At 34.0% G+C, this 26,899-nt stretch carries 24 protein-coding genes and 1 tRNA gene; 21 read left to right on the top strand and 4 right to left on the bottom strand.

The genetic code is table 11. The features are described from left to right. Positions 1-51: 51 nt before the first annotated feature. From prfB to whiA, 14 genes are all read left to right on the top strand, one after another. A protein-coding gene (prfB, locus tag E2558_RS00810) for a peptide chain release factor 2 (protein ID WP_126565113.1) occupies positions 52-1,168 on the top strand; the annotation gives its coding sequence in 2 pieces (ribosomal slippage) (positions 52-123 and positions 125-1,168; 1,116 coding nt in all). Positions 1,169-1,378: 210 nt separating this feature from the next. Further along, positions 1,379-2,332 carry a COG3942 and LysM peptidoglycan-binding domain-containing protein gene (locus E2558_RS00815; protein WP_126565114.1) on the top strand — a complete coding sequence of 318 codons (954 nt, stop codon included), beginning with the start codon at positions 1,379-1,381 and terminating at the stop codon, positions 2,330-2,332. 217 nt (positions 2,333-2,549) lie between these two features. Then, the gene (locus E2558_RS00820) at positions 2,550-3,191 is read left to right on the top strand and encodes a YfbR-like 5'-deoxynucleotidase (protein ID WP_103298326.1); all 642 of its coding nucleotides are present in this window, start codon (positions 2,550-2,552) and stop codon (positions 3,189-3,191) included. Positions 3,192-3,196: 5 nt separating this feature from the next. Continuing rightward, on the top strand, positions 3,197-3,424 hold the full coding sequence (locus tag E2558_RS00825) for a CsbA family protein (RefSeq protein WP_126565115.1): 228 nt from the start codon (positions 3,197-3,199) through the stop codon (positions 3,422-3,424). 284 nt (positions 3,425-3,708) lie between these two features. Beyond that, positions 3,709-5,694 carry an excinuclease ABC subunit UvrB gene (uvrB, locus tag E2558_RS00830; RefSeq protein WP_126565116.1) on the top strand — a complete coding sequence of 662 codons (1,986 nt, stop codon included), beginning with the start codon at positions 3,709-3,711 and terminating at the stop codon, positions 5,692-5,694. 7 nt (positions 5,695-5,701) lie between these two features. Continuing rightward, on the top strand, positions 5,702-8,536 hold the full coding sequence (uvrA, locus tag E2558_RS00835; RefSeq protein WP_126565117.1) for an excinuclease ABC subunit UvrA: 2,835 nt from the start codon (positions 5,702-5,704) through the stop codon (positions 8,534-8,536). 276 nt (positions 8,537-8,812) lie between these two features. Beyond that, positions 8,813-9,748, top strand: a complete 936-nt coding sequence (hprK, locus tag E2558_RS00840) for an HPr(Ser) kinase/phosphatase (protein ID WP_103298322.1) — start codon at positions 8,813-8,815, stop codon at positions 9,746-9,748. 3 nt (positions 9,749-9,751) lie between these two features. Next, positions 9,752-10,597: a prolipoprotein diacylglyceryl transferase gene (gene lgt / locus E2558_RS00845; RefSeq protein WP_126565118.1), complete on the top strand. Its 846-nt coding sequence runs from the start codon at positions 9,752-9,754 to the stop codon at positions 10,595-10,597. Further along, on the top strand, positions 10,597-11,076 hold the full coding sequence (locus tag E2558_RS00850; RefSeq protein WP_126565119.1) for an acyltransferase: 480 nt from the start codon (positions 10,597-10,599) through the stop codon (positions 11,074-11,076). The genes lgt and E2558_RS00850 overlap by 1 nt, the downstream gene beginning before the upstream one ends. A gap of 18 nt (positions 11,077-11,094) precedes the next feature. Beyond that, positions 11,095-12,534 (top strand): tetratricopeptide repeat protein, encoded by a 1,440-nt coding sequence (locus tag E2558_RS00855; protein ID WP_126565120.1) that lies wholly within the window; start codon positions 11,095-11,097, stop codon positions 12,532-12,534. Between the two features lie 63 nt (positions 12,535-12,597). Further along, entirely contained in the window at positions 12,598-13,539 is a 942-nt protein-coding gene (gene trxB / locus E2558_RS00860; RefSeq protein ID WP_126565121.1) for a thioredoxin-disulfide reductase, read from the top strand. A 202-nt stretch (positions 13,540-13,741) separates the two neighbouring features. Further along, entirely contained in the window at positions 13,742-14,665 is a 924-nt protein-coding gene (gene rapZ / locus E2558_RS00865) for an RNase adapter RapZ (RefSeq protein ID WP_126565420.1), read from the top strand. Next, positions 14,662-15,648 carry a gluconeogenesis factor YvcK family protein gene (locus E2558_RS00870; protein ID WP_126565122.1) on the top strand — a complete coding sequence of 329 codons (987 nt, stop codon included), beginning with the start codon at positions 14,662-14,664 and terminating at the stop codon, positions 15,646-15,648. The genes rapZ and E2558_RS00870 overlap by 4 nt, the downstream gene beginning before the upstream one ends. 141 nt (positions 15,649-15,789) lie before the next feature. Then, the gene (gene whiA / locus E2558_RS00875; RefSeq protein WP_126565123.1) at positions 15,790-16,734 is read left to right on the top strand and encodes a DNA-binding protein WhiA; all 945 of its coding nucleotides are present in this window, start codon (positions 15,790-15,792) and stop codon (positions 16,732-16,734) included. 190 nt (positions 16,735-16,924) lie between these two features. On the opposite strand, the gene E2558_RS00880 is transcribed toward whiA, so the two are convergent. Next, positions 16,925-16,996: transfer RNA gene (locus E2558_RS00880), tRNA-Arg, on the bottom strand. Between the two features lie 170 nt (positions 16,997-17,166). Here E2558_RS00880 and clpP point away from each other — a divergent pair. Further along, positions 17,167-17,760 (top strand): ATP-dependent Clp endopeptidase proteolytic subunit ClpP, encoded by a 594-nt coding sequence (gene clpP / locus E2558_RS00885; protein ID WP_126565124.1) that lies wholly within the window; start codon positions 17,167-17,169, stop codon positions 17,758-17,760. A 56-nt stretch (positions 17,761-17,816) separates the two neighbouring features. Here the strand turns inward: clpP and E2558_RS00890 are convergent, their stop codons facing one another. Continuing rightward, a complete protein-coding gene (locus tag E2558_RS00890; protein WP_126565125.1) occupies positions 17,817-18,005 on the bottom strand; it encodes a hypothetical protein in 189 nt (62 codons plus the stop codon). Between the two features lie 18 nt (positions 18,006-18,023). Further along, positions 18,024-18,923 (bottom strand): TIGR01777 family oxidoreductase, encoded by a 900-nt coding sequence (locus E2558_RS00895; protein ID WP_126565126.1) that lies wholly within the window; start codon positions 18,921-18,923, stop codon positions 18,024-18,026. 704 nt (positions 18,924-19,627) lie between these two features. Here E2558_RS00895 and E2558_RS00900 point away from each other — a divergent pair. Continuing rightward, the gene (locus E2558_RS00900) at positions 19,628-20,398 is read left to right on the top strand and encodes a DUF4887 domain-containing protein (RefSeq protein WP_126565127.1); all 771 of its coding nucleotides are present in this window, start codon (positions 19,628-19,630) and stop codon (positions 20,396-20,398) included. A 105-nt stretch (positions 20,399-20,503) separates the two neighbouring features. On the opposite strand, the gene E2558_RS00905 is transcribed toward E2558_RS00900, so the two are convergent. Next, positions 20,504-20,722, bottom strand: coding sequence for a hypothetical protein (locus tag E2558_RS00905; protein WP_126565128.1), 219 nt, complete (start codon positions 20,720-20,722; stop codon positions 20,504-20,506). A 337-nt stretch (positions 20,723-21,059) separates the two neighbouring features. Between E2558_RS00905 and E2558_RS00910 the strand changes: the two genes are divergently transcribed. The 5 genes from E2558_RS00910 to gpmI all read left to right on the top strand — a co-directional run bounded on the left by E2558_RS00910 (position 21,060) and on the right by gpmI (position 26,887). After that, positions 21,060-22,076 (top strand): sugar-binding transcriptional regulator, encoded by a 1,017-nt coding sequence (locus E2558_RS00910; RefSeq protein ID WP_126565129.1) that lies wholly within the window; start codon positions 21,060-21,062, stop codon positions 22,074-22,076. Between the two features lie 48 nt (positions 22,077-22,124). Next, entirely contained in the window at positions 22,125-23,132 is a 1,008-nt protein-coding gene (gap, locus tag E2558_RS00915; protein WP_103297438.1) for a type I glyceraldehyde-3-phosphate dehydrogenase, read from the top strand. Positions 23,133-23,295: 163 nt separating this feature from the next. Further along, positions 23,296-24,486, top strand: a complete 1,191-nt coding sequence (locus E2558_RS00920; RefSeq protein WP_126565130.1) for a phosphoglycerate kinase — start codon at positions 23,296-23,298, stop codon at positions 24,484-24,486. 120 nt (positions 24,487-24,606) lie between these two features. Continuing rightward, positions 24,607-25,368, top strand: a complete 762-nt coding sequence (tpiA, locus tag E2558_RS00925) for a triose-phosphate isomerase (protein ID WP_126565131.1) — start codon at positions 24,607-24,609, stop codon at positions 25,366-25,368. 1 nt (position 25,369) lies between these two features. Beyond that, positions 25,370-26,887 carry a 2,3-bisphosphoglycerate-independent phosphoglycerate mutase gene (gene gpmI / locus E2558_RS00930; protein ID WP_126565132.1) on the top strand — a complete coding sequence of 506 codons (1,518 nt, stop codon included), beginning with the start codon at positions 25,370-25,372 and terminating at the stop codon, positions 26,885-26,887. Positions 26,888-26,899: the final 12 nt, after the last annotated feature.

Below are 26,899 nucleotides of genomic sequence, written 5' to 3' on the forward strand. Positions count from 1 at the left end.
TATCATGTATGATTAAGAAATGTATAGTAATGATTAATAGGAGAGATACGAATGGAATTATCTGAAATTAAACGTAATATTGATGATTATAGTAATGATTTAGATCAAATTAGGGGGTCTCTTTGACTTAGAGAATAAGGAGACGAATATTCAAGAGTATGAGGAAATGATGACGGAGCCCAATTTCTGGGATGATCAGAATAAAGCGCAGGACATTATTGATAAAAATAATGCATTGAAGGCTGTGGTAAATGGTTATCATGATTTGAATAATGAAGTCGAAGATATGACTGCAACTTGGGAGTTGTTGCAAGAGGAATTTGATGAGGATATGAAGGAGGACTTGGAGCAAGAGGTCATTGGTTTCAAGGAGAAAGTCGACCAATTTGAGTTGCAATTGTTATTAGATGGTCCTCATGATGCAAATAATGCAATTCTTGAATTGCATCCTGGTGCAGGCGGTACGGAGTCTCAAGACTGGGCGAGCATGTTACTACGTATGTATCAGCGTTATGGTGAGCAACAAGGTTTCAAAGTTGAAACAGTGGACTATTTACCGGGTGATGAAGCGGGCGTTAAGAGTGTCACATTATTAATTAAAGGTCATAATGCTTACGGTTATTTAAAAGCTGAAAAGGGTGTACATCGATTAGTCAGAATTTCACCATTTGATTCATCAGGTCGACGTCATACATCATTTGCTTCATGTGATGTGATTCCTGAATTTAATAATGATGAAATTGAGATTGAAATTAACCCGGATGATATTACGGTTGATACGTTTAGAGCATCTGGTGCTGGTGGTCAGCACATCAACAAAACTGAATCTGCCATTCGAATTACGCACCATCCAACAGGTATTGTTGTGAATAACCAAAATGAGCGTTCACAAATTAAAAACCGTGAAGCAGCGATGAAGATGTTGAAAGCCAAATTATATCAATTGAAATTAGAAGAGCAAGAGCGTGAAATGGCTGAAATTCGTGGTGAACAAAAAGAGATTGGTTGGGGAAGTCAAATTCGCTCATATGTTTTCCATCCATATTCAATGGTGAAAGATCATCGTACTAATGAAGAAACAGGTAAAGTGGATGCAGTGATGGATGGTGAAATTCAACCGTTTATTGAAGCTTACTTGAGGCATTCAATGAATAATAATGAAGCCTAATAAGGTAAGTATATTCTTATTAAATTAATTTGAAAATGAATGTTTTATGTGTAATTAGCAAAGATATTTATTACTAAGATAGGTGTTTTTAATTAAATATGAAGTGTTATTTAACCTTTATATTACAACGATTTAACATTACACTTTTCCAAAAAAATTTGTGCTACAGTATTAATGAACAAGAATACATTACTACAAAGGAATGACAACATGAGAAAAAAATCATTGACTGTAACACTGACATCTATCGCAGCGTTTGCTGGTATTAATGGCATAGCTAGTGCACAACAAACACACGTTGTTGAAGATACAACATCAGTAGAAACATTAGCGCATCAATTTGCTACGACTGCCAGTGAAATTCAATCATTAAATCATATTCAATCAAGTGAAGTTCAACAAGGCACATCTTTAATAGTGCCAGATAAAGATGTAGTTGAAGTAAAAGCTGGAGATACATTAAATAAAATTGCTAAAGCACATCATATCTCTTTAGAAGAAGTATATGATTTAAATCCTGGTTTAACATCACTTATTCATCCAGGTGATTTAATTGCCGTTACTGAGAAAGGTGCTGCAAGTTTAGACAATCTTTCTATTGACTATGCTCAACTTTATGCAACTTCTTCTAATGAGCAAGGACAGAATACTACACAATTAGCTAGTTCATATAACCATGTTGATACAGGAAGTGGTGTCGTAACAAACCGCCAAACTAGTTACCACTATGGTTCAAGTGGATATGAAGCCCCATCAAGATATACAACTAGCCATAACTATAATGTTGGGGTAACAAGCGCACCTGTAGCTTCAAACTATAGTCATAGTACTGTAAACAACCAAGGTAATCGTTATTACTATGGTAACTGTACATACTATGCATTCGGTCGTCGTCAACAATTAGGCCGTTCAGTAGGAAGCTTCTGGGGCAATGCAAGCAACTGGGCTAATTCTGCTAGAAATGCTGGTTTAGCTGTAGACAATAGACCTGAAGTTGGAGCTGTTTTCCAAACTAGTGCTGGTTACTATGGTCATGTAGGTGTAGTTGAACGTGTGAATAGTGACGGTTCTTTCTATGTATCTGAAATGAACTGGAATGGTAATTACAATAACGTGACAAACCGTACAATTAAAAATGCTTCAGGTTATAACTTTATCCACTAAGAAATGATATTAAATCAATTAATTAAAATATGAGAAAGCACTATGCTAGCAAAACACTAATTGCTAAGTATAGTGCTTTTTATTTAGGTGCTGTATTGAATTCAGAAAGCACAGTTTTGCCATATTTAATATAGATTGACACTTTTCATCAAATTATTGATTGGTATAATAAAAATAAGTATAATCTGTATTTAATAAAACATGGAGGTTTCGCGATATGGGTGTTCATCAATATTTTAAAAGACTTTCTGATTTAGAGAAATTAATTCGATTACCAGGTAAATTTAAATACTTCGAGCATAATGTAGCTGCACATTCTTTCAAAGTAACTAAAATTGCACAATACTTAGCAACAGTTGAAGAGCATCATGGTAATACAATTGATTGGAAGAGTTTATATGAGAAAGCTTTGAACCATGACTTTGCAGAAGTATTTACTGGAGATATTAAAACACCTGTCAAATATGCTAGAACTGAATTGAAAATGTTATTCTCACAGGTTGAAGAAGAAATGGTGAACACTTTTATCAATGAAGAAATCCCGGAAGCGTATCAAGATATTTATCGCAAAAGACTTCAAGAAGGAAAAGATGATTCTTTAGAAGGACAAATTTTATCAGTCGCAGATAAAATTGATTTACTATATGAAACGTTTGGTGAAATTCAAAAGCGTAATCCTGAATCGTTATTCTTTGAAATTTATGAAAATAGTTTAGAAACCATTATTCAGTTCGATCATTTAAGTTCAGTACAAGACTTTATCGATAATGTCATCCCAGAAATGTTAACTGAGAACTTTATACCAAGAGCTGAATTACGTGAAACAACGATGGCCATATTAAATCGTAGAAATGGGTGAATGAAATGATTTGGTATGCTTTAGCCGCCTTTTTTCCATGTGTGTTAGTTGTATTATTTAGTGTGATTACGAGAAGTAAATGGGTGGGTGTGCTTGTAACGCTTGTCTTAATTGCCACATCGATTTATAAAGGATTTTTCCATAATGAATGGATTATCTTTATAGACGTAGTGTCATTATTAGCTGGATATGTGATTATAGACAAGTTAGAATTTCACAAACATCAAGATTAATACTTTATAAACAGATAAATTGAATTTAGTCATAAGTTGGTTTATATTAATTTTACATTTAAAAGAGTTGATACAGGTAGATGGGACCTCTAGGTTAAAATGCTTTGACTTTAGGCTCATCTCTTTTTATATATTCGAATGATTAAGTAGAGAAGATACAAACGTAAGCGAACAAACGTTTGTATTTTTATTTATATTTTTGCTAAAATAAGTTTAAGTAAGAATACTTTTCAAAGAATAGGAAATAACAGTAGTAAGCATAAATTGAGGAGGCGCTTGTAAGAATGGTGGAACACTATCCATTTAAATTAAATTCTGAGTTTGATCCGCAAGGGGACCAACCTCAAGCGATTAAAAAGATTGTCGAAGGCGTTAAAGAAGGTAAACGTCATCAAACATTACTCGGCGCTACCGGTACAGGTAAAACGTTCACCATGAGTAATGTTATTAAAGAAGTTGGGAAACCAACTTTAATTATTGCCCACAATAAAACATTAGCTGGCCAATTATACAGTGAGTTTAAAGAGTTCTTCCCGGAAAACAGAGTGGAGTACTTTGTAAGTTACTATGATTATTATCAACCAGAAGCTTATGTGCCTTCTACGGATACTTTTATCGAGAAAGACGCATCGATTAATGATGAAATCGACCAACTACGTCACTCTGCTACAAGCGCACTATTTGAGCGTGATGATGTCATCATTATTGCTAGTGTAAGTTGTATTTATGGTTTAGGGAATCCAGAAGAATATAAGGATTTAGTAGTTAGTGTACGTGTGGGAATGGAAATGGATCGTAGCGAATTGCTACGTAAATTAGTCGATGTACAATATTCTAGAAATGACATTGATTTCCAACGTGGTACGTTTAGAGTACGTGGTGACGTCGTTGAAATTTTCCCAGCCTCACGTGAAGAAATGTGTATACGAGTAGAATTCTTTGGTGATGAAATTGATCGTATTCGCGAAGTGAATTACCTTACAGGTGAAGTTATTCGTGAAAGAGAACACTTTGCTATTTTCCCAGCTTCTCACTTCGTTACGCGTGAAGAGAAAATGAAAATAGCCATTGAACGTATTGAAAAAGAATTAGAAGAGCGCTTAAAAGAACTAAAAGATGAGAATAAGTTGTTAGAAGCGCAACGTTTAGAACAACGTACAAACTATGATTTAGAAATGATGCGTGAAATGGGCTTTTGTTCAGGTATTGAAAACTACTCTGTTCATTTAACATTAAGACCACCCGGTTCTACACCGTATACATTACTAGATTACTTTGGCGATGACTGGTTAGTGATGATCGATGAATCGCATGTGACATTGCCACAAATTAGAGGAATGTTTAATGGTGACCAAGCACGTAAAAAAGTGTTGGTAGATCATGGTTTCCGTTTACCGAGCGCTATGGATAACCGTCCACTTAAATTTGAAGAGTTTGAACAAAAAACAAACCAATTAGTATATGTATCAGCTACACCAGGTCCATATGAAATTGAACATACGGATGAAATGGTGGAACAAATTATTCGTCCTACCGGCTTATTAGATCCTAAGATTGATGTACGTCCAACGAAGAATCAAATTGATGATTTATTAGGTGAAATTCAAGAAAGAATTGATAGAGATGAACGTGTCTTAGTAACGACATTAACTAAAAAAATGAGTGAAGATTTAACAACATATATGAAAGAAGCGGGTATTAAAGTTAACTACTTACACTCAGAAATTAAAACGCTGGAACGTATTGAAATCATTCGTGACTTACGTATGGGCACGTATGATGTTGTCGTAGGTATTAACTTGCTGAGAGAAGGTATTGATATTCCTGAAGTATCACTCGTTGTTATTTTAGATGCTGACAAAGAAGGCTTCTTGCGTTCTAACCGTTCATTAATCCAAACGATTGGTCGTGCTGCGCGTAATGATAAAGGTGAAGTAATTATGTATGCCGACAAGATGACGGATTCAATGCAATATGCTATTGATGAAACACAGCGTCGTCGTGAAATTCAAATGGCTCATAATGAAAAATATGGCATCACTCCGAAGACAATTAATAAGAAAATTCATGATGTTATTAGTGCTACTGTGGAGAATGATGAAACTAATGATAAACAACAAACAGAAGTACCTAAGAAAATGACTAAGAAAGAACGTCAAAAAACGATTGAAAATATAGAAAAAGAAATGAAAAAAGCAGCTAAAGATTTAGACTTCGAAAGAGCAACAGAATTGAGAGATATGTTATTTGAATTAAAAGCAGAAGGGTGACAGATAAATGAAAGGACCAAGTATCGTAGTTAAAGGTGCGAGAGCACATAATTTAAAGAATGTTGATATTGAACTTCCTAAAAATAAATTAATTGTCATGACAGGATTATCTGGTTCAGGTAAATCATCACTTGCCTTTGATACGATTTATGCAGAAGGTCAACGTCGATATGTGGAATCTTTAAGTGCCTATGCACGCCAATTTTTAGGGCAAATGGACAAACCAGATGTAGATACAATTGAAGGGTTGTCTCCAGCCATTTCGATTGATCAAAAAACGACAAGTAAGAACCCACGTTCAACTGTGGCAACTGTAACTGAAATTTATGATTACATTCGTTTACTTTATGCGCGTGTAGGTAAAGCGTACTGTCCTTATCACAATGTTGAAATCGAATCACAAACTGTCCAACAAATGGTAGATCGCATTTTAGAGCTTGAAGAACGTACAAAAATTCAAATTTTAGCGCCAGTGATTTCTCATAGAAAAGGTAGCCATGAGAAATTAATTGAAGATATTGGTAAGAAAGGCTATGTACGTTTACGTGTTGACGGTGAAATCGTTGATATGAATGAAGTGCCAGAGTTAGATAAGAATAAGAACCATACAATAGAAGTTGTAGTAGACCGTTTAGTTGTCAAAGCAGGTATAGAATCACGTTTAGCTGATTCTATTGAAACAGGTTTAGAACTAGCGGAAGGTAACATTACAGTAGATGTTATCGATGGAGAAGACCTTAAATTCTCTGAGAACCATGCTTGCCCAATTTGTGGTTTTTCAATAGGTGAATTAGAACCAAGAATGTTTAGTTTTAATAGCCCATTTGGCGCTTGTCCAACATGCGATGGATTAGGTCAACGTTTAACAGTCGATGTTGATTTAGTCGTTCCAGACCAAAATAAAAGTTTAAATGAAGGTGCAATTGAACCTTGGGAACCAACAAGTTCTGATTTTTACCCAACATTATTAAAGCGTGTCTGTGAAGTTTATAGAATTAATATGGATAAACCGTATAAAAAATTAACAGATAGACAAAAAGATATTTTGATGAATGGTTCTGGCGACAAACAAATAGAATTCTCATTCCATAGCCGTAATGGTGGTACACGTCACAGAAAAATGAAATTTGAAGGTGTATTACCTAACATTGATCGTCGTTATCATGAATCGCCATCAGAATACACACGTGAAGTCATGAGTAAGTACATGACAGAACTGCCATGTGAGACTTGTCATGGTAAACGTTTGAGCAAAGAAGCATTATCTGTTTATGTGGGTGGTTATAATATTGGTGAAGTTGTAGAGTATTCTATTAATAATGCTTTACAATTCTATGAAAACATCGAGTTATCAGAACAAGACAGAGCGATTGCGAACCAAATTCTAAAAGAAATTATTTCTCGCTTATCTTTCTTAAATAACGTTGGTTTAGAATACTTAACATTAAATCGTTCATCAGGTACGTTATCAGGCGGGGAAGCCCAACGTATTCGCTTAGCTACACAAATTGGTTCACGTTTAACTGGTGTACTCTATGTACTAGATGAACCGTCTATCGGATTGCACCAACGCGATAATGATAGATTAATTGGTACTTTAAAAGAAATGCGTGATTTAGGGAATACGCTGATTGTTGTTGAACATGATGATGATACTATGAGAGCAGCAGATTATCTTGTAGATGTTGGTCCAGGTGCAGGTAACCATGGTGGTGAGATTGTCTCAAGCGGCACACCAGCCAAGGTTATGAAAGATAAGAAATCATTAACTGGACAATATTTAAGTGGTAAAAAACGCATTGACGTACCTGAACATCGTCGCGAAATTACTGATAGAAAGATTAGTATTAAAGGTGCACGTAGTAATAACTTAAAAGGCGTAGATGTAGATATTCCTTTATCTGTGATGACAGTTGTGACAGGTGTATCTGGCTCAGGTAAAAGTTCATTAGTAAATGAAGTGCTCTATAAATCTTTAGCTCAAAAAATTAATAAATCTAAAGTAAAACCTGGCGAATATGATGCCATTGAAGGTGTTGATCAATTAGATAAAATTATAGATATCGACCAATCTCCAATTGGTAGAACACCTCGTTCAAATCCGGCGACATATACTGGTGTGTTTGATGATATCCGCGATGTTTTTGCGCAAACAAATGAAGCTAAAATTCGTGGTTACCAAAAAGGACGTTTCAGTTTCAATGTGAAAGGTGGACGTTGTGAAGCTTGTAAAGGTGACGGAATTATCAAAATTGAAATGCACTTCTTACCTGATGTATACGTACCTTGCGAAGTTTGTGATGGTAAACGATATAATCGTGAAACTTTAGAAGTCACATATAAAGGTAAGAATATTGCAGATGTACTAGAAATGACAGTAGAAGAAGCGACTTATTTCTTTGAAAATATTCCTAAAATACATCGTAAATTACAAACACTCGTAGATGTAGGTTTAGGCTACATCACGTTAGGTCAACAAGCTACTACGCTATCTGGTGGGGAAGCCCAACGTGTGAAATTAGCATCAGAACTGCATAAACGTTCAACTGGTCGTTCAATTTATATTTTAGATGAACCAACAACTGGCTTACATGTAGATGATATTAGTAGATTATTGAAAGTTTTAAATCGACTTGTAGAAAATGGCGATACCGTAGTCATCATTGAACATAATTTAGATGTAATTAAAACAGCAGATCATATTATTGATTTAGGTCCTGAAGGCGGTGAAGGTGGCGGTACTATCGTAGCTACCGGTACACCTGAAGAAATTGCTGAAGTTGAAGTATCTTACACAGGTAAATATTTGAAACCGGTGCTTGAACGTGATTCAGTCGAATAAATATGACACAGTAGGTATTGAGTGGAAAATAAATATATTTAAGTAGTCTTTCCTATATAAAGTGATGGAAGTGAAGAGAAGAAAAGGAATGTATGTATCGGTTTCTTCTATATCATAATAACGCTTCTAATCTTTATAATAGGAGAGGCTTTTTTATTTATTTAGAGATTGAAAAAACAAATTCAACGCCTAAACGACATTTTTATATTAATAGTGACATCATTTTTGATATGATAGTAGATGAATGAATTCAAGTGAAAATTTTGAGGTGAACTCATGTTAACGACAGAGAAATTAGTCAAAATATTAAATTTAGAACTGTTTACTGGTGAAAAGGGATTACATAAACATATAAAAAATACAGATATATCACGCCCTGGATTGGAAATGGCTGGATATTTTTCCCATTATGCGGCAGACAGAATCCAATTATTAGGTACAACTGAATTATCTTTCTATAATTTATTGCCAGATGAAGAACGACAAGGACGCATGCGCAAATTATGTCGTCCAGAAACACCAGCTATCATTGTGACAAGAGGATTAGAACCACCTCAAGAATTAATCGAAGCATCTCAAGAAATGGACACTCCTTTAATTGTTTCTAAAGATGCTACAACAAGTTTGATGAGTCGTTTAACTACGTTCCTTGAACATGAGCTAGCACAGAGCACCTCATTGCATGGGGTATTAGTCGATGTATATGGTGTAGGTGTATTAATTACTGGAGATTCTGGTATCGGGAAAAGTGAAACAGCGTTAGAATTAGTGAAACGTGGTCACCGCTTAGTAGCCGATGATAATGTTGAAATTCGCCAAATTACTAAGGGTGAATTGATTGGTACACCACCAAAATTAATTGAACATTTGCTTGAAATTCGAGGCCTCGGTATTATCAATGTGATGACATTGTTTGGTGCAGGATCTATTTTGACGGAGAAGCAAATCCGTTTAAATATTAATTTAGAAAATTGGAATAAAGATAAATTATACGATCGCGTTGGTCTAAACGAAGAAACTTTAAAAATTCTCGATACGGAAATTACTAAAAAAACCGTCCCAGTGCGTCCGGGTAGAAACGTAGCCGTGATAATAGAAGTAGCGGCTATGAACTACCGTTTAAATATTATGGGCATTAACACGGCGGAAGAATTTAACCAACGCTTGAATGAAGAGATTTTAAGAAAAGGTAATCAAAGCAAGGAGAAGTAAGACATGATGTTGAATTTGAATTATATTGATCCAACTGCCTTTAACTTAGGACCTTTATCTATTAAATGGTATGGAATCATTATCGCTGTGGGTATCCTTATCGGTTACTTTATCGCCCAAGAAAGTCTGAAATATGTTGGCTTACACCAAGATACATTAATCGATGTCATTTTCTATAGTGCTATCTTTGGCTTTTTAGTTGCACGTATTTATTTTGTGATTTTCCAATGGCCTTATTATATGGAGAATCCTGCAGAAATTCCTAAGATTTGGCACGGGGGCATCGCGATACATGGTGGTCTAATAGGCGGATTTATTACCGGAATAATTGTGTGTAAGATAAAAAATTTAAATCCATTTCAAATTGGGGATATCGTAGCACCAAGTATTATCTTAGCGCAGGGCATTGGCCGTTGGGGTAATTTCATGAACCACGAAGCTCATGGTGGACCTGTTTCTAGAACATTTTTAGAACAGTTACATATACCTGAATTTATTATTCGAAATATGTATATTGAAGGCGTCTATTATCATCCGACATTTTTATATGAATCGATTTGGGACGTCCTAGGATTTATTATCTTAATGACGATTAGAAAGCATCTTCGCGTAGGCGAAACCTTTATTCTTTATTTAATATGGTATTCCATTGGCCGTTTCTTTGTAGAAGGCTTAAGAACAGACAGCTTAATGTTAACGAGTCATATACGTGTTGCTCAATTCGTATCTGTTGTCTTGATTATTGTAGGACTTATTTTATTCGTTTATAGACGTTTAAAATATAATCCTCCGATTTATAAAGAAGCAGGTCCATTAAGTTGGCCTAACAATAAGGTGAATGCAAAATAATGCGACGTTTAACCAAAATAACAAGACAGGCGGTAAATCCATTATGGCGTATTTACCGCTTTGTCAGTTTTCCAAAAACATTCCGAAACACGTTAATCATTGAGTTATGTCGCTATATACCAAACTTAAAGTTGAAACGATGGATTTATATTCATCTTTTGAAAATGAATATCGGCAAACAGACCGCAATTGCCTATAAAGTCATGCTAGATATTTTTCATCCTCAATTAATATCGATTGGCAATAATTGTGTAATTGGTTATAATACTACAATATTAACGCATGAAGTATTAGTGGAAGAATATCGTTATGGTCCAGTGAAGATTGGACATAACACTTTAATAGGCGCTAATACTACTATTTTGCCAGGTATTAATATCGGTCATAATGTAATAGTGAAAACCGGCACTATCGTGTCTAAGGATATCCCAGATAATGCGATTGCATATGGAAATCCAATGCATATCCAATATAAATAGAAAGAGAGGTGACAAAGTATGGCACAAAAGAACAATAATGTGATATCAATGGTATTTGATGAAGACTTCTATCGTAAAATGGCAGATCAAAAATTTAAACAACAAGACTTTAAAAAAGCAGCAGAGTACTATAAAAAAGTGCTTGATTTGTCACCAGATGATTTTGATATTCAACTCAACTATACGCATTGTCTTACTAAAATGAATTTAGGTGGCCAAGCTGAAAAGCTTTTTTACGAGAATATTATTAAAAAAGACCATGTAGAAGAAAGTTATTATCAATTAAGTGAATTGAACATCGAACTTAATGAGCCAAACAAGGCCTTCTTGTTTGGTATTAATTATGTGATTTTGACTGAAGATAAAGATTATAGGGCTGAATTAGAAAAAACATTCGAAGTGTCTTACATTAGTGAAGAAAAAATTGAATTAGAAGCACAGTTATTTGCGACACAACTTTTATTCCAATATTTATTTTCACAAGGACGCTTAGAAGAAGCACGTAGTTTCATTTTGCAACAAGATGAATATATTCAAGAACATCGTGTCGTGCGTAATTTATTAGCTATGTGTTACTTGTATTTAAGTGAATATGAAACGGCAAAAGAATTATTTGAAACACTGCTAAGTGAAGATAATTCAGATGTGCACGCCTTGTGTCACTATACGTTATTGCTCTATAACACCAATGAAACTGAGAAATATCAAAAGTATCTTAAGATTTTAAGTAAAGTCGTACCAATGAACGATGACGAAAGTTTTAAACTGGGCATTGTCTTAAGTTATTTAAAACAATATGAAGCCTCACAACAACTTTTATTACCACTGTACAAAAAGGGTAAGTTCGCTTCAATTCAAATGTTTAACGCTTTAAGTTTTAATTATTATTACCTTGGAAATAAAGAACAAAGTGAACTATTTTGGGACAAATTATTACAGATTTCTAAAGTAGATGTAGGTTACGCTCCATGGGTGATAGAAGAAAGTAAACAAATATTTGATCAGAAAATTGAGCCACTATTAATGGACGATGATAGTCATTATAGATTATATGGTGTCTTCTTATTAAACCAGTTAAATGGTAAGGAAATTTTAATGACTGAAGAAATTTGGTCAGTTTTAGAAACGATGAATGACTATGAAAAACTGTATCTAACTTATTTAGTACAAGGCCTTCATTTGAATAAATTAGATTTTATTCATCGTGGCTTACTCAAACTTTATAAAAATAAAGAGTTACGCCAAGATACAGAGCTGTTTATAAGCTGGATTGATAAAGGTGAAGGATTAATCGCGAATGAAGTAGATTTAAGTGATGTAGATAGATATATAGCAGCGCATGTTTACCTTTATCATCGTTATTATGATACCCATATGACAAAAAAAGAAGTGATTGAATTGTTTAATACTTCAAAATACAAATTAGATAGCGCTATTAATCAGTTGTTGAGCATATAAATTTAAGAAATGACTTTTATAATATATAATGCGCATGATAATAAAAACGTAGGAGGCATAAAAATGACTGAAGTAAACTATGATGTTGCGATTATCGGTGCTGGACCCGCTGGTATGACTGCAGCAGTTTATGCATCACGTGCAAACTTAAGCACTGTTATGATTGAAAGAGGAATGCCAGGTGGCCAAATGGCTAACACAGAAGAAGTAGAAAACTTCCCAGGTTTTGAAATGATTACTGGCCCAGATTTATCAACTAAAATGTTCGAACATGCGAAAAAATTTGGCGCTGAATATCAATATGGCGATATTAAATCTATTGAAGATAAAGGTGACTATAAAGTCATTAATTTAGGTAATAAAGAAATCACAGCACATGCTGTTATTATTTCAACTGGTGCAGAATATAAAAAAATTGGCGTACCTGGTGAACAAGAACTAGGTGGACGTGGCGTAAGTTACTGTGCAGTATGTGATGGTGCATTCTTTAAAAATAAAAATTTATTCGTTATCGGTGGCGGTGACTCTGCAGTTGAAGAAGGCGCATTCTTAACTAAGTTTGCAGATAAGGTTACAATTGTGCACCGTAGAGACGAATTAAGAGCTCAAAAAATATTACAAGATCGCGCATTCAAAAATGACAAAATCGACTTTATTTGGAGCCATACATTAAAATCAATCAATGAAAAAGATGGTAAAGTAGGTTCCGTTACACTAGTATCTACTAAAGATGCCTCAGAACAAACATTAGATGCTGACGGTGTATTCATCTACATCGGAATGAAACCATTAACTACACCATTTAATAACCTAGGTATCACTAATGATATGGGTTATATCGTTACTAAAGATGACATGACAACATCTGTCCCTGGTATTTTTGCAGCTGGAGATGTAAGAGATAAAGGCCTACGTCAAATTGTAACGGCTACTGGTGATGGTAGTATTGCCGCTCAAAGCGCAATCGACTACATTGAAGAATTAAAAGATAAAGCGGAAGCGTAAGTATAGAATCAAGCTAGAATAATGCCTCGATGTACTTTTCATGAATGGTATTGTTCTAGCTTTTTTTATTTAAAAATGAAACAATAAACAAAACGATCTCATTAGTTACGTTCTCTTAAACATGTGATATTATGAAAGTAATTAAATATTTATGCATACATATTAGATATAAATATAGATTAAATGGGCGGTGTTCATAGTGATAAATCAAACAGGCAATGAAACAAGTGAAAAAATAAGTAAAAGCGAATTATTAGTAGTGACAGGATTATCAGGAGCAGGTAAATCTGTAGTCATTCAATGTCTTGAAGATATAGGTTTCTTCTGTGTAGATAATTTACCACCTATTTTATTACCGAAATTTGTAGAATTAATGGAACAAGGGAACCCATCGTTGCAAAAAGTAGCGATTGCTATTGATTTAAGAGGTAAAGAATTATTTACGTCATTAGTTGAAGAAATTGATGCAATAAAGATTCGCAACGACGTCATCGTTGATGTGATGTTCTTAGAAGCGGATACTGAAAAATTAATATCTAGATACAAAGAATCTCGTCGTGCCCATCCATTAAATGAAAATGGACAAATGTCACTTATCGACTCTATTCTTGAAGAAAGACAACTGCTTTCTAGAATTCGTACTTTTGCAAACTATATTGTAAACACTACCGACCTAACAACTAAAGAATTAAAAGAGAGAGTTAAAAAGAAATTTAAAGATGAAAATTTCAAGTCATTTAGTATCAATGTGACAAGTTTTGGTTTCAAACATGGGATTCAAATGGATGCTGACTTAGTATTTGATGTTCGATTTTTACCTAACCCATATTATGTAGAAGACTTGAGACCGATGACGGGAGAAGATGAAGCGGTCTACAATTATGTTATGAAATGGAAAGAGACAGAAATTTTCTATGAGAAGCTAATGGATTTACTAAAGTTCATGGTTCCAGGGTATAAAAAAGAAGGAAAAGCTCAGTTAGTCATTGCGATAGGTTGTACAGGCGGACAACATCGTTCAGTAGCACTAGCTAAGCGTATTGGTCAAGAACTTGGAGAGATTTTTGATTATAATGTTTATGTTCATCACAGAGATGCACATATTGAAAGTGGCGTGAAAAAATGAAACAGTTAAAAGTTGTACTCATAGGTGGGGGGACAGGCCTATCAGTATTAGCTAGGGGATTAAGGGAATATCCAATTGATATCACAGCTATCGTGACAGTAGCTGATGATGGAGGAAGCACGGGGAAGATTCGTAATGAAATGGACATACCTGCGCCAGGTGATATTCGCAATGTAATTGCAGCCCTTAGTGATGTAGAACCTATATTAGAAGAATTATTTCAATATCGCTTTGAAGAACATCAAATTGAAGGGCATTCACTTGGGAATCTTTTATTAGCTGCACTTACTAATATTAAAAATGACTTTGGTCATGCGGTTAAAGAATTAAGTAAAATCTTAAATATTAAAGGGAAAGTAATTCCGTCTACAAACACTAATGTGATGTTAAATGCCATTCTAGAAGATGGAGAAATTGTTAAAGGGGAATCTAAAATCCCTCAAAAAAATAAAAGAATTGAGCGCGTATATCTAGAACCATCTAACGTAGAACCTATGGAAGAAGCCATAGATGCTCTTACTGAAGCGGATTTAATTGTGCTAGGACCTGGCTCTTTATACACTAGTGTCATTTCCAATTTATGCGTTAAAGGCATGTCAGATGCTATTCTGAGTTCAAAAGCGCCTAAACTTTATATTTCTAATATTATGACACAACCGGGAGAAACAAATAATTATGATGTTTTAGATCATATTAATGCAATTCATGATCATGCTGGCAAGCAATTTATTGATTATGTGATTTGTAGCGATGAGAAATATGATGAAGACATTTTAAAACATTATAAAAATCGTAACGCTCAACCTGTAGTTATGAATGAAGATGATTTAACTAAGAATAATATTAAGATTATTACATCTTCTCATTTAGTAGAAGTGTATGATCAATATTTAGTACGTCATAATAATAAAGAACTTGCTAAATTAATTTATGATTTAGCACTTGAATTAACTAGTACCATTCAATTCAAACCTAAGAAATAAGATGTCATTTTTACACTATAAAAATTATGATACAATAGAAAGCATGTGTTTATAAATGACGCGTTATGCTAACTTAATTCATTTTGGAATGTTAATTACATATATTTATGATAATGATTAGAAAGGAAGGTAAATAAGGCGATGAGTTTTGCATCAGACATGAAAAATGAACTAACACGTATAGAAGTAGATGAAAGCAACGCTAAAGCGGAACTTAGCGCATTAATCCGTATGAACGGTGCCCTCAGTCTATCTAATCAACAATTTGTAATTAATGTTCAAACTGAAAATGCGACAACTGCACGCCGTATTTACTCATTAATTAAACGAATATTTAATGTTGAAATTGAAATATTAGTACGTAAGAAAATGAAATTAAAGAAAAATAATATATATATTTGTCGTACTAAGGTGAGAGCTAGAGAGATTCTTGATGAACTTGGAATTTTAAAAAATGGTATCTTTGTACACGATATTGATGCAAGTATGATTAAAGATGATGAAATGCGTAGAAGTTATTTACGTGGAGCGTTTTTAGCAGGCGGTTCGGTCAATAATCCAGAAACGTCTTCATATCATCTAGAAATATTCTCTCAATATGAGAATCATTCTGAAGGATTAACCAAGCTCATGAATAGTTATGGTTTAAATGCTAAACATTTAAAACGTAAAAAGGGAAGTATCGCGTATTTAAAAGAAGCAGAAAAAATCTCTGAATTCCTAAGTTTAATAGGCGGCTATCAAGCACTCTTGAAATTTGAAGATGTGCGTATAGTCAGAGATATGAGAAACTCAGTCAACCGCTTAGTAAACTGTGAAACCGCTAATTTAAATAAAACGGTCAGTGCTGCAATGAAACAGGTACAAAGCATTCAACTTATCGATGAAGAAATCGGTATTGAGAATCTTCCAGACCGATTAAGAGAAATTGCTAAATTGCGTGTAGAACATCAAGAAATCTCATTAAAAGAACTAGGGGAAATGATTTCAACAGGTCCTATTTCTAAATCAGGCGTTAACCATCGCTTGAGAAAATTAAACGAACTAGCTGATAAAATACGAAGCGGTGAGAAAATAGAATTATAAATATGAAGAAGGGTATTTTTGAGTGGTAATCAAAAATATCTTTTTTATTATTGGAAAAAAGATTGTATTAAATATTTTTATGACTTAAATATACGGATTAGTAAAAAAATTTAGATAATAGTTTTGAGGAAAATACTTTCTTAAATAAAAAATAAAACGCTTTAATACCAGCGTTTTATCACGGATTTGATCCCCCCGAGAGGAATCGAACCTCTATTTTAAGAACCGGAATCTTACGTGCGATCCATTACACTACGGGGAGAGAATATTAAAAGCCAAATTTCTGTACTATTTGTAATTTTAAAAGTACAATCTGTATATATGTTTATAGTGTACAAAAAACTAAAAAAATGCGTCAATAGTTAATTTTTGACCATATTTGACTTTTGTTGTAAAATGAGGACAACAGTTAATTACAAGGAGGAAATATAAATGAATTTAATTCCTACAGTTATTGAAACAACAAATCGTGGCGAACGTGCTTACGATATTTATTCACGTTTATTAAAAGACCGTATCATCATGTTAGGTTCAGCAATTGATGATAACGTAGCAAACTCAATTGTATCTCAATTATTATTCTTACAAGCTCAAGACTCTGAAAAAGACATTTATCTATATATTAACTCTCCAGGCGGTAGCGTGACTGCTGGATTTGCGATTTATGATACAATTCAACATATTAAACCAGATGTTCAAACAATTTGTATCGGTATGGCTGCTTCAATGGGTTCATTCTTATTAGCAGCTGGTGCAAAAGGTAAACGATTCGCATTACCTAACGCTGAAGTAATGATTCACCAACCATTAGGTGGCGCTCAAGGTCAAGCAACTGAAATTGAAATCGCTGCTAACCATATCCTAAAAACACGTGAAAAATTAAACAGAATTTTAGCTGAACGTACTGGTCAAAGTATTGAAAAAATCCAAAAAGATACTGACCGCGATAACTTCTTAACAGCTGACGAAGCTAAAGAATATGGTTTAATTGATAGTGTAATGCAACCTGAAGATCAAAATAAATAAGTCAAATTAATATTTAAAAGGGAGCGCCGAAAATGGCGCTCCCTTTTTTCTTATGCTTATCTAGAATGTTTTGATGCTTTTAATAATAATCTAACTGATACACCTAATAATAGTATACCTATGACTAAGAAAAATATAGACATTATGATAATAGCTATATTATTTTCAAATGCAAATATACCATTCAAAATAAGAAATATGCTTGCAATAATAAGCAAAATATAGGTTAACTTGTTGTCATTCATGGTATCAAACTCCTATGTTTACTTGCTAATTAAATCTTTAAGAGCTACCTTCAGATTAGGGTATTTAAAATCAAAATTTAACGCATCAAGTTTGTTAGGTATCACTTTTTGCGTGTCTAACACTACTGTAGACATTTGTCCTAAAGCTGCTCTCATGGCAAAGGCTGGAACCCATGTTTCATGTGGTCTATGCATAACGCGACCAAGCGTATAACCAAATAAATTTTGACGTTCAGGAATTGGGGCTGCCATATTGAATGGCCCTTTAGCAGCTGGTTCATTAATCGTAAATAAAATAGCGCGAACTAAATCATCAATGTGAATCCAAGAATACCATTGACGACCAGAACCTAATTTACCACCTACAAAGAATTTATATGGCAACTTCATCATTGGGAGAGAACCTCCCTCTTCAGATAAAATCATACTAAATCTACCTAACACAACACGGGTACCAAAATCCTCAAATTGTTTAGCAATACGTTCCCATTGATACACTACATCTGATAGGAAATCGAATGGAAGTGTGTGATATTGCTCAGTATATGTTTGATGTAAGCTTGGAGGATAATATCCCATGGCACTTGCATTAAATAATACTTCAGGTTTTTTAGAACGATTTTTAAATAAATCCACTAAAGCTTGTGTAGATTGGATACGACTAGTCATAATCATTTGTTTATATGATTCAGTCCATCGTTTGTTTAATGATGCACCTGCAAGATTGATGACCACATCAATATCTGGAACTTGGTCTTCCCATCCATCTTTAGACCAATTTATATATGAAATTTTAGGCTCATCACTTTCTTTATCACTATGCGTTAAGATAGTGATATGCGCATCCTGTTTTTTAATTTCTTCAACTAAGTGGCTACCTACCATTCCTGTGCCACCGGTAATAAGATATTGTTTCATGTTTACACCTCTTTTGAATAGTTTTTAATTCTAATAACACATTATTTTGTTCAAATAATGTCCAATGATTAGTCAATAATATGTCATTTCCTAAGCTGTAAACCTGATTATTTCTTGGAAAATTTAAGATATAATAAAGAAGAACCTTCGCATACTATTAACATCTTTCAATTAATATTAGTATACCCATAATTAGCGAAGGTCAATTTTGACTCCCTTTAGTAATAACCCATACGTTAATCGTATGGGTTTATTGTATATCTATTTATAGTACTAATAAAAAATTTTTAAGAGTAATATGATTAAAGGGATAAAAATAATTGATAACAGTAAAAAATCAAAGGACGATTTTTTATCCTCATCATAATGGTCATTATTGACCATCATCGACTTAAGTGTAGTTTTACTTGTAGTGCTATTATCAAAGCCTTCTTTTGAAAAGTCTTCATGCATTTTTTATCACGCTTTCAAATATAGAATTAGATAACTTATTTAAATTTAGTGTTTGTTGGTACTTATGATGTTATCATATATAAGAGATTATATATGATATTTATTTTTTAACCTAAATTCTTTCAATATGATTTTTTAGGTAATTGCTGTAAAATTATATGCTACATTCATAGAAATACACCACTATGTTTAAATGTGGAAAATGATATGACTTAGAAAAAAATTAAGATGACGGAGGCAGACAATTAAAAATGAGTGGTATTTCAAAAATTATCAGTACAATTGTCATTTTACTTTTACTTATAGGACTAGCTTTTGCTATTTTCTCATTTGTAGATAATTCAAAACGTGGCAATGAACGTTTAAGTAATCAAACTACAGAAAAGCACAAAGATGATAAGGATAAAAAAGAAGATAAGAAAGACAAAAAAGAAAAGTCTAAAGATAAGGCGGATAACGAAAAAGGAACTCAACCAAAAGAGAGAAATACAGCACAAAACAATGAACAATATAATGCAGATATCGTTGATCAAGGCAATGTAGGAACACGACAAGCGCCTAAGACACAAGAATCACAACAAACACGACAAACACAACAGGCTACACCATCTTCTCAACAAAATACGCAACAAGCGCCGCGCACGAGAGAAACAACGAATGATTCTAATACTAAACAACAAAAATCAACTCAAGACTCTACACAAAATAAATCAACAGATACTCAAGAACAACCAACACAGGAACGAGACGATGATGATAATGTAAATGACTCTTCTCAATCAAATGCTACACATTCTGGTTCAGCTTCAAATAATAATAACAACAATAATGAGACAGCAACTAATCAGTCATCGCCTAGAACTAATCAATCGTCAAGTGCCGATAGTACTCAACAGTCGAATACACAAGAAACTGCAACTCAACAAAAATCAACTCAACAGTCTGCTCAACGTAGTACTACGCAAACGCAAACTCAAAATCAAAGTCAACAATCACAGGCATCAAATGAAAACGAAAATTAAATTACTTAAAGAAATGCCCTTCAACATAAATAGTTGGAGGGCGTTTTTCGTGTGGAAAGGTAATATTGATGCAAGATAACATGCCTCATGTATATGAACTTCTAATTAGAACATCCAATTAAGTAAAAAAGTTAATAAGATTGAAAGAATGACAGAAATAAAAATAGAAGAAAGACAACCAAAAGGACAACCACAACCATATTGATAATGAATAGGTGAAGAATTTTCAAAATCATCTTTTTCATTTTTAAAATAATTATCATCTTTATATCTGCGATCGGATGGGTCAATAACCTCAACTTTATCTCGTTCCTCTTGACTCATGTTCAATTCCTCCTCATATATTTACTTTATTTTAAACTAAAAATATTGCAAAAATAAAATAATAACAATTCGCATAATAAATCAAATATAAGGGTAATATTTTATAATAAGAAGACTTTGACACCTATATGTGAACGAAAAATATATCAATTATACTCTTTGGGGATAATTTTACAGATAATTTAAAATATTAGAGTTTTTCTCTTGCATTTTCACAAACACAATAGTACTATTGCAAGTGTAAAGAGGTTAGATTTTGTCCCAGGTGGGACATAAAAAGTCAAACCAGTTTTTTATGCCATTGGTTACCTTTGATAAATAAAGGAGGAAGGTAGTAGTGAAAGACTTGATTAAAATTCAACAAAAGCTGATACCTGATTTAATAGATAAAATGTATCGACGCTTTTCTATCTTAACTACTATCTCAAATAATCAACCAGTAGGTAGACGAAGTTTAAGTGAGCATATGGATATTACAGAGCGTGTTTTAAGATCTGAAACAGTTATGCTGAAAAAGCAAGATCTTATTCAAGTTAAATCAACAGGTATGGAGATTACAGACGAAGGCACCGAAGTTTTAAACCAACTCAATGATTACTTCAATGTTTATAGTGATGATAATCAACTCGCTTCACAAATCAAAACGGCATATAACATTAAAGAAGTTCACGTCGTACCTGGTGATGCTGATAATCACGAGAATGTAAAAGCTGAAATGGGTCGACAAGCTGGTCAGTTATTGGAAAATATATTGTATGAAGATGCAATTGTATCGGTAACAGGTGGATCTACTATGGCTAATGTAAGTCGAGCGATGCACTTATTACCATTCAACGTTTTCTTTGTTCCAGCTCGAGGCGGACTTGGTGAGAATGTTATTTATCAAGCCAACACAATTTCAGCAAGTATGGCTCAACAAACTGGTGGTTATTACACGACATTATATGTACCTGATAATGTAAGTGAATCAACTTATAATACATTATTGATGGAACCTTCTGTCGTACATACATTAGATAAAATTAAACAAGCAAATATAACAATTCACGGTATTGGTGATGCGCTGAAGATGGCGCATCGTAGACAATCGTCTGATGAGGTGATTGAAAGCCTTCAACATCACCAAGCCGTTGCTGAAGCTTTCGGTTACTATTTTGACGCTCAAGGAAAGGTTGTTTATAAAGTTAAAACAATCGGTTTACAACTTGAGGATTTAGAAACGAAAGAATTTATATTCGCTGTTGCCGGGGGTAAATCTAAAGGTGAAGCAATTAAAGCTTACCTAAGCATTGCTCCTAAAAATACAGTATTAATTACTGATGAAGCAGCAGCAAAAGTAATATTAAATAAGTAATAAAAAGTTAATCACTTTTTAAATATCATTTTAAAGGAGGCCATTATAATGGCAGTAAAAGTAGCAATTAATGGTTTTGGTAGAATTGGTCGTTTAGCATTCAGAAGAATTCAAGATGTAGAAGGAATTGAAGTAGTAGCGGTAAACGACTTAACTGACGACGAAATGTTAGCTCATTTATTAAAATATGACACTATGCAAGGTCGCTTCACTGGTGAAGTTGAAGTTATCGATGGTGGTTTCCGTGTAAATGGTAAAGAAGTTAAATCTTATGAAGAACCAGATGCAAGCAAATTACCTTGGGGCGATTTAGATATCGACGTAGTATTAGAATGTACTGGTTTCTATACTGATAAAGAAAAAGCAGAAGCTCACATCAATGCAGGAGCTAAAAAAGTTTTAATTTCTGCACCAGCTAAAGGTGACGTTAAAACAATCGTATTCAACACTAACCACAAAGACTTAGATGGTTCTGAAACAGTAGTATCAGGTGCTTCATGTACTACTAACTCATTAGCACCAGTTGCTAAAGTATTAAGCGATGAATTCGGTATCGTTGAAGGTTTAATGACAACTATCCACGCTTACACTGGTGACCAAATGACTCAAGACGGTCCTCACAAAAAAGGTGACAAACGTCGTGCTCGTGCAGCAGCTCAAAATATCGTACCTAACTCAACAGGTGCAGCTAAAGCTATCGGTAAAGTAATTCCTGAAATCGATGGTAAATTAGATGGTGGTGCACAACGTGTACCTGTAGCAACTGGTTCATTAACTGAAGTAACAGTTGTATTAGAAAAAGACGTTACAGTTGAAGACGTTAACAATGCAATGAAAAACGCTTCAAACGAATCATTCGGTTACACTGAAGACGAAATCGTTTCTTCAGACGTAGTTGGTATGACTTACGGTTCATTATTCGATGCTACACAAACTCGTGTAATGTCAGTTGGTGACCGTCAATTAGTTAAAGTTGCAGCTTGGTATGATAACGAAATGTCTTACACTGCTCAATTAGTACGTACTTTAGAATATTTAGCAGAATTATCTAAATAATTTAGAAGCCTAGTTAAAACAAACTTGTGCTCAGTACAACTGTCTTTTCAACAATTCACTTGTACAAATTATAGAAATAAGTTAGCTTATGAGTAAGCGGGGAGCACTAACGCTTCTCCGCTTATTTTTATATCAATAATTCCTATTAGAGGAGGAAATTATAATGGCAAAAAAAATTGTTTCTGATTTAGATTTAAAAGGAAAAGTTGTTCTTGAACGTGCTGATTTCAATGTACCTTTAAAAGACGGTAAAATCACAAACGATAACCGTATTGTTCAAGCATTACCTACAATTAAGTACATCATTGAACAAGGTGGTAAATTAGTATTATTCTCTCATTTAGGAAAAGTAAAAGAAGAAAGTGACAAAGAAGGTTTAACTTTAAAACCTGTTGCAGAAGCATTATCTGAAAAATTAGGTAAAGAAGTCACTTTCGTACCTGAAACACGTGGTGAAAAATTAGAATCTGCAATTAAAGACTTAAATGAAGGCGACGTATTATTAGTTGAAAATACTCGTTTTGAAGATTTAGACGGTAAAAAAGAATCTAAAAATGATCCTGAATTAGGTAAATATTGGGCTTCATTAGGTGACGTATTTGTAAATGATGCATTTGGTACGGCTCACCGTGAACACGCATCAAACGTAGGTATTTCTACGCATTTAGAAACTGCTGCTGGTTACTTAATGGAGAAAGAAATTAAATTTATCGGTGGTGTAGTTAATGACCCACATAAACCAGTAGTTGCTATTTTAGGTGGCGCTAAAGTTTCTGATAAAATTGGCGTAATTAAAAACTTAGTGAATATCGCTGATAAAATTCTTATCGGTGGCGGTATGGCGTATACTTTCTTAAAAGCTCAAGGTAAAGAAATCGGTTTATCTTTATTAGAAGAAGATAAAATTGATTTCGCTAAAGAGTTATTAGAAAATAACGGCGATCAAATCGTCTTACCTGTAGATGCTAAAGTAGCTAAAGAATTCTCTAATGATGCTAAGATTACTGAAGTATCAAGCGATGAAATTCCTGCAGACCAAGAAGCAATGGATATTGGTCCTAAAACCGTTGAATTATTCGCTAAAGAATTAGAAGGTGCTCACACAGTAGTATGGAATGGACCTATGGGCGTATTCGAATTCAGTAACTTTGCTCAAGGTACAATCGGTGTATGTAAAGCTATCGCTAACTTAAAAGACGCTACTACTATTATTGGTGGTGGTGACTCAGCTGCTGCTGCAATTTCATTAGGCTTTGAAGATGACTTCACTCACATTTCTACTGGTGGCGGTGCGTCATTAGAATACCTTGAAGGTAAAGAATTACCTGGTATTAAAGCAATTAATGATAAATAATTAAACTTTTGAAAATGAATAACGTTTTTGAGTTCATTTTCAAGGGAAAACATATTAAAGCTAAGATGTTTAGCTTATTAAACATTCAAAAAATAATTATTAAATATAGGAGTGTAATCAATGAGAAAACCAATCATAGCTGGTAACTGGAAAATGAATAAAACAGTTCAAGAGGCTAAAGACTTTGTAAATAATCTACCTGCATTACCTGATGAAAAAGAAGTTGAATCAGTAATTTGCGCACCAACAATTCAATTAGATGCATTAATTTCTCTAGTGAACGATGGTAAAGCAAAAGGATTAAAAATTGGTGCTCAAAACACTTATTTCGAAGATAATGGTGCATATACAGGAGAAACTTCTCCAGTAGCATTAGCTGACTTAGGTGTTAAATACGTTGTCATTGGACACTCAGAACGTCGTGAATTATTCCACGAAACTGATGAAGATGTTAACAAAAAAGCTCACGCTGTATTCAATCACGGTATGACACCAATTATTTGTGTTGGTGAAACTGATGAAGAACGTGAAAACGGTAAAGCTAATGACGTTGTTAGCAATCAAGTTAAAAAAGCTGTAGAAGGTTTATCTGATGATCAACTTAAAGAAGTTGTTATCGCTTATGAACCAATCTGGGCTATTGGTACTGGTAAATCTGCTACATCTGAAGATGCTAATGAAATGTGTGCACAAGTACGTAAAACAATTGCAGACGTTGCAAGCCAAGACGTTGCTGATGCAACACGTATTCAATATGGTGGTAGTGTGAAACCTAACAATGTTAAAGAATACATGGGTCAATCTGATATTGATGGTGCATTAGTTGGTGGCGCATCATTAAAGGTTGAAGATTTTGTACAATTGTTAGAAGGTGCTAAATAATATGGCTAAACAACCAACAGCATTAATCATTTTAGATGGTTTTGCTAACCGAGAAAGTGAACATGGTAACGCTGTAAAACAAGCGCATAAACCTAACTTTGACCGCTATTACAGCAAATATCCAACAACTCAAATTGAAGCAAGTGGTTTAGACGTAGGTTTACCTGAAGGCCAAATGGGTAACTCTGAAGTTGGTCACATGAACATCGGTGCAGGACGTATTGTTTATCAAAGCTTAACTCGTATCAACAAGTCAATTGAAGATGGCGAGTTCTATGAGAATGAAGTATTAAGCAATGCTGCACAACATGTCAAAGACCATAATTCTGCATTACACATATTTGGTTTATTATCAGATGGTGGTGTGCACAGTCACTATAAACATCTATTTGCATTATTAGAACTTGCTAAACAAAAAGGTTTAGATAAAGTTTATGTACATGCATTCTTAGATGGTCGTGACGTTGATCAAAAATCAGCGCTTAAATATATTGAAGAAACCGAAGCTAAATTCAAAGAAATAGACTTAGGTCAATTCGCTTCAATCTCAGGTCGTTATTATGCAATGGACCGTGACAAACGTTGGGACCGCGAAGAAAAAGCATACAACGCTATTCGCAATTTTGAAGGACCATCTTATGCTTCTGCTAAAGAAGGTGTGGAAGCAAACTACGCTAATGATTTAACAGACGAATTTGTTGAACCATTTATCGTTGAAGGTCAAAATAATGGCGTGAATGATGGAGATGCAGTTATCTTCTTTAACTTCCGTCCTGACAGAGCAGCGCAATTATCAGAAGTATTTACTAATAAAGCATTTGATGGCTTTAAAGTAGAACAAGTAAAAGATTTATTCTACGCTACTTTTACTAAATACAATGATGATGTGGAAGCAGAAGTTGTCTTTGAAAAAGTAGATTTAACTAATACAATTGGCGAAGTTGCTCAAAATAATAACTTAACTCAATTACGTATCGCAGAAACTGAAAAATATCCTCATGTTACTTACTTCATGAGTGGCGGACGTAATGAAGAGTTTGAAGGTGAACGTCGTCGTTTAATCGATTCACCTAAAGTAGCAACGTATGACTTAAAACCTGAAATGAGTGCATATGAAGTTAAAGATGCACTACTTGAAGAGTTAGACAAAGGTGATTTAGATTTAATTATCTTAAACTTTGCTAACCCTGATATGGTTGGTCATAGTGGTATGTTAGAGCCTACAATTAAAGCGATTGAAGCAGTAGATGAATGTTTAGGTGAAGTCGTTGACAAAATCTTAGACATGAATGGCTATGCAATTATCACAGCTGACCATGGTAACTCTGACCAAGTGTTAACTGATGATGATCAACCAATGACTACTCATACTACAAACCCAGTTCCAGTAATTGTAACTAAAGAAGGCGTTACATTACGTGAAACTGGTCGTCTAGGTGACTTAGCGCCAACATTACTTGACTTATTGAGTGTTGAGCAACCATCAGACATGACGGGTGAGTCATTAATCAAACACTAATTTCACAAATAA

The sequence above is a fragment of the Staphylococcus pragensis genome, assembly GCF_004785665.1.
GTDB classification, from domain to species: domain Bacteria; phylum Bacillota; class Bacilli; order Staphylococcales; family Staphylococcaceae; genus Staphylococcus; species Staphylococcus pragensis.